The sequence below is a fragment of the Pseudomonas sp. SK2 genome (assembly GCF_016772395.1).
Classification (GTDB): Bacteria; Pseudomonadota; Gammaproteobacteria; order Pseudomonadales; family Pseudomonadaceae; genus Aquipseudomonas; species Aquipseudomonas taiwanensis.
The window spans coordinates 3,827,186-3,839,811 of the sequence record NZ_CP061944.1 but is presented as its reverse complement, the minus strand read 5'-3'; the positions used below and the strand labels follow the sequence as shown (position 1 = coordinate 3,839,811).

Sequence of the window (12,626 nt, the reverse complement as noted above, 5' to 3'; positions counted from 1 at the left end):
AGCCGATCGCCGACGAGCCGGCTCCAGCAGGTGCGTCGGGGTATGGCCTGGAGTTCTAGAAGGTGATCCGGCCTAGAAGGATGTCGCGGAACATCACGAAGTCGCCGATCAGGCTGTAGAAGGGGTGGCTGAAGGTCGCCGGCCGATTGTGCTCGAAGAAGAAATGCCCGACCCAGGCAAAGCCGTAGCCCGCCACGGGTACCGCCAACAACAGCAACCATTTGCCGCTGCCGATGGTATACGCCAGCAAGGCGATCACCAGGCTGGTGCCGACAAAGTGCAGGCGCCGGCAGGTGGGGTTGCTGTGCTCGCCCAGGTAGTAGGGGTAGAACTCGGCAAAACTGCGAAACTGCGCTGTGCTGGTCATGGCTATGCTTCCAGGATTAACACTTCTTGACAGGATACACGGCGTGGAGCCTGAATCGAGTCTAGAGTGATTGGCGGGGCCGGCCAGTGACAATAGGCGCCATTTGAGTATCCTTGGAGTTCACCGCACGAAGCGGTCAGCATAAGAAGCCTGTCATGAGTGAACGAACCACGTCAGCCAGCTGGGCATCAGGGATTGTGAAGGCACTTGAGCTGGAAGGGCTCGATTGTCAGGCCATGTTCAAGCAGCTCGGACTGGATTTTGCCGCCCTGGACGACCCTGACGCACGCTTTCCTCAAGATTCCATGACCCGACTCTGGCAGCTGGCCGTGGAGCTGTCCGGCAATGAAGCCATTGGCCTGAACATGGCGCGGGTCGTGCGCCCGGCTTCATTTCACGTGGTGGGCTATGCGCTGATGTCCAGTCGCACCCTGGCCGAGGGCTTCCAGCGACTGGTGCGTTACCAGCGAATCATCGCCGAGAGTTCCGACTTGAGCTTCGTCCTCGGGCCCGAGGGCTATTCACTGATTCTTACCGTACACGGTGACCACCTGCCTCCGACCCGGCACAGCGCCGAAGCGTCGCTGGCGTGCGCCCTGGCGCTGTGCAAGTGGCTCAGCGGGCGGCCAATCCAGCCGCGACGGGTATTGATCCAGGGGCCGCAGCCAAAAGATGTCGAGCCGTACAAGGTGGCGTTCCATTCACCGCTGGTGTTCGGCGCGCCCCATGATGCGCTGGTGTTCGAACGCGCCGACATGGAAGCGCCCCTGCCGACAGCCAATGAAGCGATGGCGGTGCTGCATGATCGCTTCGCCGGCGAATACCTCGCGCGCTTCTCGGAGAGCCGGGTGACGCACCGTGTGCGCCAGGTGCTATGCCGCATCCTGCCGCAGGGGGAACCCAAGCGTGAAACCCTTGCCCAGGCCCTGCACCTGTCGCAGCGCACCTTGCAGCGGCGGCTGCAGGAGGAGGGCACCAGTTTCCAGACCTTGCTTGACGACACTCGCCGCGAGCTGGCCGAACAGTACTTGGCACAGCCGGGCATGACGTTGTTGGAAACTGCCTATCTGCTGGGCTTTGCCGACCCCAGCAACTTTTACCGGGCATTTCGCCGTTGGTTCGACACCACGCCGAGCGAGTATCGCGCCCGGCTAGGAGCGGAAGGCGAACCTTTCAGTGACGCCAGAACGCCGGCATACACAACACCAGCACCGTAATGATTTCCAGGCGCCCCAGCAGCATGCCGCCGGCCAGGATCCACTTGGCTGCATCCGGCAGCGAGGCATAGTTGCCGGACGGGCCGATCACCTCGCCCAGGCCAGGCCCCACGCCGGATACGGTGCCCGCTGCACCGGTCAGTGCGGTCATCCAGTCCACTCCCAGCAGCGACAGCAACAGGGCCATGACGCAAATGGTGATGGCGAAGAAGAACGAGAACGTCAGGATCGAGCGCACGATTTCTTCGTCAAGGCGGTGGCCGTTGTACTTCTGCTTGATCACCGCACGCGGGTGGATCAACTGATTGAGGTTGGCCTTGAGCAGGATGTAGGCAACCTGGAAGCGGAAGATCTTGATGCCGCCGGCCGTCGAACCGGAGCAGCCGCCGACGAAGCCCAGGTAGAAGAACAGCATCAGCGAGAAATTACCCCACAGGCTGTAGTCGCCCAAGGCAAAGCCGGTGGTGGTAACCACCGAGGTCACGTTCAGCGCCACATGGCGCAAGGCATCCAGCCAGTGCAGGTTGGTGGTGGCCCAGTACCAGGTGCCCAGCACCAGCCAGGTGACCAGCAGCATTCCCAGCAGTCCTTGGACTTGCTGGTCGCGGATCAACGCTTTGCGGTTGCCGCGCAGGGTAGCGACGTAGAGGGTGAAGGGCAGACTGCCGAGGATCATCACCACCACCGCCACCCAGTGCACGGCCGGAATATCCCACTTGGCCAGGGACTGGTCAGAGGTCGAGAACCCGCCGGTGGAGATGGCCGACATGGCATGGTTGATCGCGTCGAACGGGCTCATGCCGGCCCACCAGAATGCCAGGCCGCCCAGCACCGAGAAGCCGACGTACACCATGACGATCGACTTGGCCACCATGTGCGAACGCGGCATTACCTTTTCGGAGCGGTCCGAAGACTCGGTCTGGAACAGGCGCATGCCCCCGATGCGCAGCAGCGGCAGGATCGCCACTGCCATGGCGATGAAGCCGATGCCGCCGAGCCAGTGCAGCATTGAGCGCCACATCAGGATGCCCGGCGACATCGTGTCCAGGCCGCTGAGGACCGTGGCGCCGGTGGCGGTGATGCCGGACATGCTTTCGAAGAAGGCGTCCGTGTAGCTGATGTGCTGGGTCAGCAGGAAGGGCAGGGCTGCAAATACGCACACCACCAGCCAACTGCTGACCGTCAGCAGGTACATGTCGCGCGGGCGCAGGTGCACATGCTCAGGGCGGCCTTGGATGACCATGGCCAGGCCGGCGATGAAGGTAATCAGGCTCGACCACAGGAATGACGGCAGGTCGCCTGTGCGATCGAAAATCACCAGGGTCGCCATGGGGACGACCATGCTGACCGCCAGGGTGATGAGGAAGATGCCGATGATGAAACCAATGATCCTTAAGGTCGGCAACGCCATGTGATCTGCTCTGACTCTGAACGGAAGGGCGCCATTCTACCTATGGGTCTGGTGATGTAAACGCTAGAATGGCCGCACATTTAACTGCCAGGAGGGTAGCCGATGGAGGCTCTCGACGCATTGCTCAACCGTGTTTCCGTGCCACGCCTGACTGATCCGGCGCCCAACGCCGCCCAGCGCGAGGCACTGTTCCAGGCCGCGCTGCGCGCCCCGGACCACGGCCAGCTGCGCCCATGGCGCTTCCTGACCATCGAAGGTCAAGGCCGGGACAAGCTGGGCGAACTGTTCGCCGAAGCCTTGCAAATCAAAGGTGACGCCAGCCAGGCGGCCTTGGACAAGGCTCGCGCCATGCCGCTGCGCGCGCCGCTGCTGATCGTGGTCATCGCCAAGCTGCAGGACCATTTCAAGGTGCCCAAGTCCGAGCAGCGGCTGGCGGCCGGATGCGCGGCCCATGGCATCCTGATCGCCGCTCATGCCCAGGGAATCGGTGCGGTGTGGCGCACCGGTGACATGGCCTTCGATGCCCACGTGCACAAAGGGCTGGGGTTGGCCGAGAACGAAGAGTTGGTCGGCTACCTGTATGTCGGTACCCCGATGACCGAGCCGCGTACCGCGCCGGTGCTGGAAACGGCCGACTTCGTCAGTGCCTGGGGTGAGTGAAGTCGGCCTGGCTGGCCCTGTGCAGTGAGACTTCCGGCCTCTTCGCGGGGTTACCCACGACGAGGCCGGGACAACCAGCCCCGACTCAGTTGCCGTTCACCTCGGCCACCGGCAGCTCCAACCGGGCCACGAAGCCCCCCAGTGGATGATTGGCCAACACCAGCGTCCCCCCGTGGCGCTCCGCTGCCTTGCGCGCAATGGCCAGCCCCAGGCCATGCCCCGCTGCGCTCTGTCCTGGCGCCCTGAAGAATGGCTCACCCAGCTGTGCCAGATGCTCCTGTGCCACCCCAGGCCCGTGGTCGCGCACAGTCAGCACGATACGGTCCTGCTCACGCTCGGCATGAATCTCGATCGGTTGCCCCACTGGATTGAAACGCAAGGCATTGCGCAGCAGGTTGTCCAGCGCTCGTTCGATCAGCGTCGGCCAGCCTTGCAGTGTCAGGCCTGGCTGGGCTTCGAGCTTGACCTCCTGCTCCGGTGCGCTGAGCTGGGCATCCTTGCGCACGCTGCCAAGCAATGCATTCAGGTCGACCGGCTCGGCATGCGCCTGCTCGGCATCGACGCGGGCCAGGGCAAGGATCTCGCTGATCAGGTCTTCCAGACGGTCGCATTCGCGGGTCAGACGTGGCCACAAGGTTTCGCGTTGCTCGGGTTCGGCACGTTCGGCCAGGGCCAGGGCAATGCGCAGGCGTGCCAGAGGCGAGCGCAGTTCGTGGGACACATCGCGCAGCAACTGGCGCTGGCTGCCGATCAGGCTTTGCAGGCGGGCGCCCATCTTGTTGAAGTCGTTGGCCAGCACACCGAATTCGTCGCGGCGGGCCGCCAGCCGCGCCAGGCTGTTCTGCTGATAGCTGGTCTGCCCCAGGTCATGCACCGCACCGCGCAATCGGCTCAATGGGCGGGTGATGGACAGGGTCACCAGCAGGCTGAACAAGGTCAGGACCACGAGGGCGATGCCCAGTGCGCTGAGCGGCCAGAGCAGGCTCTCGCGGTGCCAAGCGTCCAGCTCCGGGTGTGGAATCCGGTAGATCAGCAGATAGGTTTCGCCGCTCTGGGGGCTGGTGTACTCCTCGGTGAGCCGTCGCCAGGGCAGGCGGCGGTCGTCGTTGTGCTGGCGAGCCTCGAAGGCCGCCGCACGGCGGGGGAAAGTGCCGGGCACTACCGCCTCGCCGCTGTCATTGAGCACTTGTACGTCGATTTTGAAGCGCTGCTTGCGCCGCTCCAGAAAGCGCTGCGCCGATTCCATGCCTTCTTGCTCGTAGTGCTGGGCCCAGTGGCTGGCCAAGGTGTTCAGGCCTGGGTGGCGGCTGAGAATCCAGGCGTCTTGGTTGAGCATATGGCCCAGCAGGATCGACAGCCCGGCGACCAGTGTGATGGCCAGCCAGAAACTGGCCAGGATGCGCCAGAACAGTGAACGCAAGTGCACCTCCTACAAGCGGGAAAAGCCCGGCCCGCATGAGAGCGGGCCGGGCATCGGTGGGACAGCTTACTGGGCCTTGGCGTCTTTTTCAGCTTTCCAGGCCTGGAACTCCTGCCACTCAGCCTGCTTCGCGGCGCGCTCTTTCTTCAACTCGTCGAACTGCTTCTGCTGTTCTGGCTTGAGCAGGGCGCGGATCTGGCTATCAGTCTTGTCGTGGCTGGCCTTGATTTCATCCTTCATGGCTTTTTGATCGGCGGCTGGCAGCTTGTTCAGGTAGCGCTCGGTGATGTCGCGACGTTGCTTCATCTGCTCGCCCATCAGCTTGCCGATCTGCTGGCGTTGGTCGCGGCTCAGGTCCAGTTGGGCGAAAGGCGCGTCACCGCGATGATGCGGGCCGTCGTGGCGCGGGCCGCCTTCAGGCATGGCCATGGCTACGGTCGGCAGGGCGGCGGCGAACATCAGGGCGATAAGGGTCTTGCGCATGGTGTTTCTCCTTTCAGGGGCCGGTGGTTACCGGATGAGCTCAGTCTAGGGAGATCAAGGTCAAGCGCAGTCAGTGGAGGGTAAAGACTCGGTAAAGAGGGGCGGCCGTGCTTTGCGCGAGCGGGGCGTTGCAATTGGGGCCGCAAAGCGGCCCCGGCGTGCTTACAGACTGTAGTAGTAGCCCCGGCTGCGCAGCGCCACGATCCGCGGACGGCCGTCGGGGTGCGGGCCGATCTTCTTGCGTAGGTTGCTGACATGCATGTCCAGGCTGCGGTCATACAGGGTCAGCTTGCGACCCAAACCGATCTGCGCGAGGTCCTGCTTGTCCAGCGGTTCGCCGGGTTGGCGCAGCAGTGCTTCGAGGATGCGGCTTTCGGAGAGGGTCAGGGTCATTTCGCGTTCGTCGATGCTGACCACGCCACGCGCCGGGCTGAAGGTCAGGTCGCCAATTTCCACCTGGGTGGTGGTGGCCGTCGGGTGGCTGCGGCGCAGCACTGCCCGCAGGCGCGCCGTGAGTTCACGCGGGTCGCAGGGTTTGGCCAGGTAGTCGTCGGCACCCAGTTCGAGGCCGAGGATGCGGTCCAGCGGCTCGCCACGGGCCGAAAGCATCAACACCGGCAGTTCAGCGTGGTCGCTGCGCAATTGCTTGAGCAGTTCCAGGCCACTGCCATCGGGCAGCATCACGTCGAGCACCACCGCTGCCGGCGAATGCTCTGCCAGCGCCTGACGCGCGCTCTGGCCATCGTGGCAGGCGCGGACAGAGAACCCTTCCTGGGTCAGCCAGCTGCCGAGCAGCTCGCAGAGTTCCTGGTCATCATCAATCAGTAACAGCTCGCTCATGACTCACTCAATTCAACCATTGACGGCGTCTTCTATGTCCGCCACTGGCAAAGATACCGCAGACTGCCGACAAGAGTGCAACGGCTGAACCAATCAGAAACCATTGTTGCTGGTCGGTAAGCAGGCGGGGCTGGGGACTGGCCTGCAATTCCCGGATCGCCATCTTCAGCCGCTGGTTGTCCTGGCGCAGGCGCGCCAGCTGGGCGCTTTCCCGTTCGCTGTCGGCGTCCTGCAGTTGCTGGGCAAGGATGGCACGTTGCTTTTCGCTGTCGTCCAGGCGCTGCTGAAGCTCGGTAATGCGCGCACCGGCCTCCAGTGACAACGGTTGCTCGGCGTAGGCGAAGCAGGGGACTAACAACAGGCAAAACAGCAGGGCGATCTGACCTTGGCGCATGGGAACTCCTGATTCCTATCGATTCTGGAGGTTGTCGGCCGTTGGTCGGAATTGCTTAGCGTTCGCGCCAGCCCGTTCGCGGGTGAACTCGCTCTCATGGGCCACTTGCACGCTTCAGGGCCTGTGCAGTGCCTGTAGGAGCGGGTTCACCTGCGAAAAAGGCGACGCTGTTTAGATCAGGGCAACACTTGCTTGAACGGCTTGACGATGACCTTTTCGTACACGCCGGCGGCGATGTACGGGTCAGCGTCGGCCCAGGCCTGGGCATCGGCCAGGGAGTTGAACTCGGCGACGATCAGGCTGCCGCTGAAGCCAGCCTCACCTGGATCATTGCTGTCGATGGCCGGGTGCGGGCCGGCCAGTACCACGCGGCCTTCGGCCTTCAGTTGCTGCAGGCGCTCGATGTGTGCCGGGCGTGCGGCCAGGCGTTTTTCCAGGGAGTTCGCGACGTCGCTGGCGATGATGGCGTAGAGCATGTCATTCCTTGGTCTTGGAGGTGGAAGGTTCGTCGTGCAGGTGGCGGGACAGGTAGACACCCTGTGCCACCAGGAAAATCACGGTCATGCCGAGGCTGCCGAACACCTTGAAGTCGACCCAGAAGTCCTGGAAGGTGAAGGCGACGAACAGGTTGGCGGCACCACAGAACAGGAAAAAACCGATCCAAGCGATGTTCAGGCGGTTCCAGATGGCATCGGGCAGGCTCAGGGCATGGCCCATGATGCGCTTGATCAGAACCCGGTCACCGATGAAATGGCTGCCGGCGAAGCCCAGGGCGAACAGCCAGTTGACCACGGGTGCCTTCCACTTGAGGAATGTCTCGCTGTGGAAGGTGAGGGTCAGGCCGCCGAACACCAGGCAGGCGATCAAGGTCAGCCACTGACCTTTTTCGAGCTTGCGCTGGCGCAGGAACAGGGCGCCGTACACCACCAGCGAACTGAGGATCAGCATCGCCGTGGCGCTGTAGATACCGCCGAATTCGAAGTTGTGACCGGCCACTTCCATGGGGCGCGGGTCGAGCTTGTAGACGATGAAGAACAGCAGCAGCGGGATGAAATCGATGAATTGTTTCACAATGGCAGCCAGAATCGGGATGTGACGGCATAATAACAAACATCGATTCCAGCGAAAGCGCTCCTCCATGAATGTTGATCTGCACTGTCACAGCACGGCCTCCGATGGCGCCCTGTCGCCGTCGACCCTGGTCGCCCGGGCCTTCGATCACGGGGTGCAAGCACTGGCGCTGACCGACCACGACACCATCGAAGGCCTGCCAGAGGCCCGGCAGGCCTGCCATGCACGAGGGATGCGCTGGATCAGCGGGGTGGAGCTTTCCTGCACCTGGGGTGGTGCGACCATCCATGTACTGGGCTATGACTTCCCGCTCGATGCGCCGCCGCTGCTGGCGGCCATCGAAGCTTTGCACCGGGGGCGCTGGCTGCGCGCCGAGGAAATCGACAAGCGGTTGGCGGCCAAGGGCATGCCCGGCGCACTCGACGGTGCGCGGGCGGTGCAGCAAGAACTGGGTGACAGCGGCAACGCTCCCGCGCGTCCGCACTTTGCCGAGTTCCTGGTGCGTGCGGGCCACGTCAAGGACCGCGGCGAAGCGTTTCGCAAGTGGCTTGGCGCCGGCAAGCTGGGCGACGTCAAGCTGCATTGGCCGACGCTTGAGGAAACCGTCGCGACCCTGCGCCAGTCCAATGCCTGGGTGAGCCTGGCTCATCCCATGCATTACGATCTGACCCGCAGCAAGCGCAGAAGGCTGATAGCAGACTATATTCAGGCAGGCGGGCAGGCACTTGAGGTGGTCAATGGGATGATGCCGGCCGAGCAAGTGGGCACGATGTCCATCCTTACCCGAGAGTTCGGCTTGCTGGCGAGCGCCGGCAGTGATTTCCACGGCCCTGGCACCTGGGGCGAGATCGGTGCCTACCGGCCATTGCCCGAGGACCTGCCACCTCTGTGGCGCCGATTCAGCCATGAACAGCCTTTGGCGGTATGAACAGGACGACTACGTGAGCCAATTTTTCCAGATTCATCCGGAGAATCCGCAGCCGCGGCTGATCCGCCAGGCGGTTGAGATCATCCGCAAGGGTGGCGTGGTGGTCTATCCGACCGACTCGGCCTATGCCCTGGGTTGCCAGATTGGCGACAAGAGCGCGGTGGAGCGGGTGCGACGCCTGCGTGGCCTGGACAAGAGCCATAACTTCACCCTGATGTGCTGCGATATGTCCCAGCTCGGTCTTTACGCCAAGGTCGACACCGGTACTTTCCGCCTGCTCAAGGCCCATGTGCCCGGCCCCTACACGTTCATACTCAATGGCACCCGCGAGGTGCCACGTCTGCTGCTGCACGAAAAGCGTCGCACCATCGGCCTGCGGGTACCGGATCACGCGATCACCCTGGCCCTGCTTGCCGAGCTGGGCGAGCCACTGATGAGCGTGAGCCTGATCCTGCCAGGTGACACCGAGCCGATGACCGACCCGTACGAGATTCGCCAGCGACTGGAGCACCATGTCGACCTAGTCATCGATGGCGGTTTTGGCGACCTCAAGGCTTCCACCATCATCGATCTGTCCGGCGAGTCGCCTGAGCTGATTCGCGAAGGCTGTGGCGACCCAGCGCCGTTCATGGTCCACGCGTGAGCCAAGTAGACGCACCGCAGGCACAGGTCAGCGAAGTCGCGTTGCCCCAGCAATTGCAGCTGGCGCTGGTCTATGGTGAAGCACTTACAGAGATGCCGGTGGACCTCTATATCCCGCCGGATGCGCTGGAAGTCATCCTCGAAGCCTTTGAAGGCCCGCTGGACTTGCTCCTGTACCTGATCCGCAAGCAGAACATCGACATCCTCGACATCCCGGTAGCCGAGATCACCCGTCAGTACATGGGTTATGTCGAACTGATGAAGAGCGTGCGCCTCGAGCTGGCCGCCGAGTACCTGGTGATGGCCGCAGTGCTGGCCGAGATCAAGTCGCGCATGCTGTTGCCGCGCTCGTCGGAGGTCGAGGAAGAAGAGGGCGACCCGCGCGCCGAACTGATTCGCCGTCTTCAGGAGTACGAGCGCTTCAAGGCCGCTGCCGAAGGCATCGACGAGCTGCCGCGGGTTGGCCGCGATATCGTCGTGCCGCGCCTGGACGCCCCCCAGGCCAAGGTGCGCAAGCTGTTGCCCCAGGTCAGCCTGGAGGAGCTTCTGGTGTCCATGGCCGAGGTCATGCGCCGCAACGACCTGTTCGAAAGTCACCAGATCACCCGCGAGGCCCTGTCTACCCGCGAACGCATGAGCGAGGTGCTGGAGCGCCTCAAGGACGGTGGCTTCGTGCCATTTGTCGAATTGTTCGGCGCCGAGGAGGGCAAGCTGGGTGTGGTGGTGACGTTCATGGCGATTCTGGAGCTGGTCAAGGAATCGCTGATCGAACTGGTGCAGAATGAGCCTTTCGCCCCGATCCATGTCCGAATGCGGGCCGAAACTGTCGAAGAATCCGATGAATCTGAATGACCCACGCGACTTGGCGTCGCTGATCGAGGCGTTTTTGCTGGCCTCGGGCAAGCCACAATCCCTGGAACGCTTGTATGAACTGTTCGAAGAGGCCGAGCGCCCCGAACCCAAGGTGTTCAAGAAGGCCCTGGAGGTGCTGGGCAAGTCCTGCGCTGGCCGTGCATTCGAACTCATGGAGGTGGCCAGCGGCTACCGCCTGCAGATTCGCGAGGACTTCGCGCCCTGGGTAGGGCGGCTGTGGGAAGAGCGCCCGCAACGTTATTCCCGTGCGTTGCTGGAAACCTTGGCATTGATCGCTTACCGCCAGCCCATCACCCGTGGCGAGATCGAGGATGTGCGGGGTGTGGCGGTGAACAGCAATATCATCAAGACCTTGATGGAGCGGGAGTGGATACGCGTGGTCGGCTACCGTGAGGTGCCCGGTCGACCAGCGATGTTCGCCACCACCAAGGGATTTCTCGATCACTTCAATCTCAAGAGCCTCGAAGAGCTGCCGGCGTTGGCGGAGTTGCGCGAGATGGAGCCTGCACCCTTTCTGGACCCCGACGATGCGCCAGTGCCAGCGCATTTGCAGGCGTTGGCCGATGCCAGCCTGGGTGAGGAAGCGGTTGTCGAGCCGAAGGAAGAGACCAGTTTCCGCAGCTTGTTGGTGGAACTCGATGCCATGGAGGAGGGGTTGAAGACTGACTTCGAGGATTTGCGTGAGGAAGAGGGCAAGCTCGAACCCTGAAGTCGTCTGCGCTGACGCCACCGCTGGCAAGCTTCGGGTCCCGTGTCGTTGCCGACTTGCCGGCAATCAGGCAGCTTCGGTCAGCGCATAAGCCATTGGGCAGAAAACCCACTGCGCTACAGTGCGCTCGCGTCCGGAACCGCGTATGATACGCGCCCTTTTGGCACGTTCGTCGCCAAACCCTGATTCATTCCTACACCGGGAGGTGCCCAGATGAGTGAGCAAGACCTGCAAGACAGCCAACCCACCCCTCCATCCGGCGAAAAGCTGCAGAAAGTGCTGGCGCGCATTGGCGTCGGCTCGCGCCGTGACGTCGAGGCCTGGATCAGCCAGGGCCGTATCAAAGTCAACGGCGTCGAAGCCACCCTCGGCCTGCGCGTCGACCTGCACGATGCGATCACGGTCGATGGCAAGCTGATCAAGCGCGAAGAGGCCGCCGAGGCCACTCGCCGGGTGATCATGTACAACAAGCCCGATGGCGAGATCTGCACCCGTGACGACCCCGAAGGTCGTCCGACCGTGTTCGATCGCCTCCCGCGCCCGAAAGAAGGCCGCTGGATCAACATCGGCCGTCTGGACATCAACACCACTGGCCTGTTGCTGTTCACCACCGACGGTGAGCTGGCCAATCGCCTGATGCACCCCTCCTACGAGATGGACCGCGAGTACGCAGTGCGTGTGCGTGGCGAGGTGGACGACGAGATGATCGAACGCCTCAAGGCCGGCGTGATGCTCGAGGATGGCCCGGCCAAGTTCACCGACATCCAGAAAGCCCCCGGTGGTGAAGGCTTCAACCACTGGTATCACTGCGTGGTAATGGAAGGGCGTAACCGTGAGGTACGTCGCCTGTGGGAATCCCAGGGCATGGTGGTCAGCCGACTGAAGCGCGTACGTTTCGGCCCGGTGTTCCTCAATTCCGACCTGCCGATGGGCCGCTGGCGCGAAATGACCCAGGGCGAAATCGACATCCTGGCCGCTGAAGTGGGCCTGCAGCCGGTAGCGCTGCCAGCCATGAACCTCAAGGCCAAGGACAAGATGGAGCGCATGCAGCGCAAGTCGACCCGTCCACTGGGCCGCAACGAGCGCGTACGCAACCTTCGCCCGGCGCACGAGGGCAGCGCTGCCGAGCGTCCTGCGCGTCAGCCACGTGAAGAAGCCCCGCGCAAAGGCAGCCGCGGCAGCACTGTCGCCGAGCGCCCGAGCGAGATGCGCAAGCGTCCTGCAAGGCCGGAAGGCGACAAGCCAACCGGGCGCGGTCGTGGCAAGCCGCGTGGTTGATCTGCACTGCTGATCAAAGAGCCAGCCTTCGGGCTGGCTTTTTCATGTCTGCACGATGCGGCCGCGCCATGCAACGCTCAGCCAAGATCTTGAACGAAAAGAAATTTTCCGACGACTGGCAAGTTTTCAAACCGCCTTGTAAAGAAAATTGTACGAAATCATCCGATTTCCCTGACCGTCACCTTTTTCTGTAAACAGAACTTGCCGACAAGCACCTCCTCGAACCTGCCCTGTCCCCGCCGGCCTATTGCCCAAACCCCCGCCCCACGCTGATATAGCGAGCATTGCCGCGTGCAAGAAGCCCCTCCGCAGAGCTGGGCATACAGAACAACA

Annotated in this window: 15 protein-coding genes; 7 read left to right on the top strand and 8 right to left on the bottom strand. The window is 62.8% G+C overall.

The features are described 5' to 3' along the window. Nucleotides 1-55: 55 nt before the first annotated feature. Complete coding sequence (locus IF103_RS17225) at nt 56-367, bottom strand: Mpo1-like protein (protein ID WP_023381625.1); 312 nt, start codon at nt 365-367, stop codon at nt 56-58. Between the two features lie 155 nt (nt 368-522). On the opposite strand from IF103_RS17225, the gene IF103_RS17220 reads away from it, so the two are divergent. Next, nucleotides 523-1,584: an AraC family transcriptional regulator gene (locus tag IF103_RS17220; protein WP_023381624.1), complete on the top strand. Its 1,062-nt coding sequence runs from the start codon at nt 523-525 to the stop codon at nt 1,582-1,584. Here the strand turns inward: IF103_RS17220 and IF103_RS17215 are convergent. Then, on the bottom strand, nt 1,541-2,995 hold the full coding sequence (locus IF103_RS17215; protein ID WP_023381623.1) for a TrkH family potassium uptake protein: 1,455 nt from the start codon (nt 2,993-2,995) through the stop codon (nt 1,541-1,543). The two genes, IF103_RS17220 and IF103_RS17215, sit on opposite strands and share 44 nt — an antisense overlap. Before the next feature lie 102 nt (nt 2,996-3,097). On the opposite strand from IF103_RS17215, the gene IF103_RS17210 reads away from it, so the two are divergent. Further along, a complete protein-coding gene (locus IF103_RS17210) occupies nt 3,098-3,655 on the top strand; it encodes an NAD(P)H nitroreductase (protein ID WP_023381622.1) in 558 nt (185 codons plus the stop codon). An 85-nt stretch (nt 3,656-3,740) separates the two neighbouring features. Here the strand turns inward: IF103_RS17210 and IF103_RS17205 are convergent, their stop codons facing one another. From IF103_RS17205 to IF103_RS17180, 6 genes are all read right to left on the bottom strand, one after another. Further along, nucleotides 3,741-5,081 (bottom strand): sensor histidine kinase, encoded by a 1,341-nt coding sequence (locus tag IF103_RS17205; protein WP_027908215.1) that lies wholly within the window; start codon nt 5,079-5,081, stop codon nt 3,741-3,743. Between the two features lie 60 nt (nt 5,082-5,141). Next, nucleotides 5,142-5,558, bottom strand: coding sequence for a Spy/CpxP family protein refolding chaperone (locus tag IF103_RS17200; protein ID WP_023381620.1), 417 nt, complete (start codon nt 5,556-5,558; stop codon nt 5,142-5,144). 162 nt (nt 5,559-5,720) lie between these two features. Then, on the bottom strand, nt 5,721-6,398 hold the full coding sequence (locus IF103_RS17195; protein WP_023381619.1) for a response regulator transcription factor: 678 nt from the start codon (nt 6,396-6,398) through the stop codon (nt 5,721-5,723). A gap of 7 nt (nt 6,399-6,405) precedes the next feature. Beyond that, the gene (locus IF103_RS17190; protein ID WP_023381618.1) at nt 6,406-6,792 is read right to left on the bottom strand and encodes an SH3 domain-containing protein; all 387 of its coding nucleotides are present in this window, start codon (nt 6,790-6,792) and stop codon (nt 6,406-6,408) included. Nucleotides 6,793-6,968: 176 nt separating this feature from the next. Then, nucleotides 6,969-7,268, bottom strand: a complete 300-nt coding sequence (locus IF103_RS17185; RefSeq protein WP_023381617.1) for a YciI family protein — start codon at nt 7,266-7,268, stop codon at nt 6,969-6,971. Between the two features lies 1 nt (nt 7,269). Further along, nucleotides 7,270-7,863: a septation protein A gene (locus tag IF103_RS17180; protein ID WP_023381616.1), complete on the bottom strand. Its 594-nt coding sequence runs from the start codon at nt 7,861-7,863 to the stop codon at nt 7,270-7,272. Between the two features lie 67 nt (nt 7,864-7,930). Between IF103_RS17180 and IF103_RS17175 the strand changes: the two genes are divergently transcribed. From IF103_RS17175 to rluB, 5 genes are all read left to right on the top strand, one after another. Next, nucleotides 7,931-8,791, top strand: a complete 861-nt coding sequence (locus tag IF103_RS17175; protein ID WP_023381615.1) for a PHP domain-containing protein — start codon at nt 7,931-7,933, stop codon at nt 8,789-8,791. Nucleotides 8,792-8,804: 13 nt separating this feature from the next. Then, the gene (locus tag IF103_RS17170; RefSeq protein ID WP_023381614.1) at nt 8,805-9,434 is read left to right on the top strand and encodes an L-threonylcarbamoyladenylate synthase; all 630 of its coding nucleotides are present in this window, start codon (nt 8,805-8,807) and stop codon (nt 9,432-9,434) included. Continuing rightward, nucleotides 9,431-10,285 carry a segregation and condensation protein A gene (locus tag IF103_RS17165; RefSeq protein ID WP_023381613.1) on the top strand — a complete coding sequence of 285 codons (855 nt, stop codon included), beginning with the start codon at nt 9,431-9,433 and terminating at the stop codon, nt 10,283-10,285. Before IF103_RS17170 ends, IF103_RS17165 begins: the two co-directional genes overlap by 4 nt. Continuing rightward, entirely contained in the window at nt 10,272-11,015 is a 744-nt protein-coding gene (gene scpB, locus IF103_RS17160) for an SMC-Scp complex subunit ScpB (protein ID WP_023381612.1), read from the top strand. The genes IF103_RS17165 and scpB overlap by 14 nt, the downstream gene beginning before the upstream one ends. A 213-nt stretch (nt 11,016-11,228) precedes the next feature. After that, a complete protein-coding gene (gene rluB / locus IF103_RS17155) occupies nt 11,229-12,293 on the top strand; it encodes a 23S rRNA pseudouridine(2605) synthase RluB (RefSeq protein WP_023381611.1) in 1,065 nt (354 codons plus the stop codon). Nucleotides 12,294-12,626: the final 333 nt, after the last annotated feature.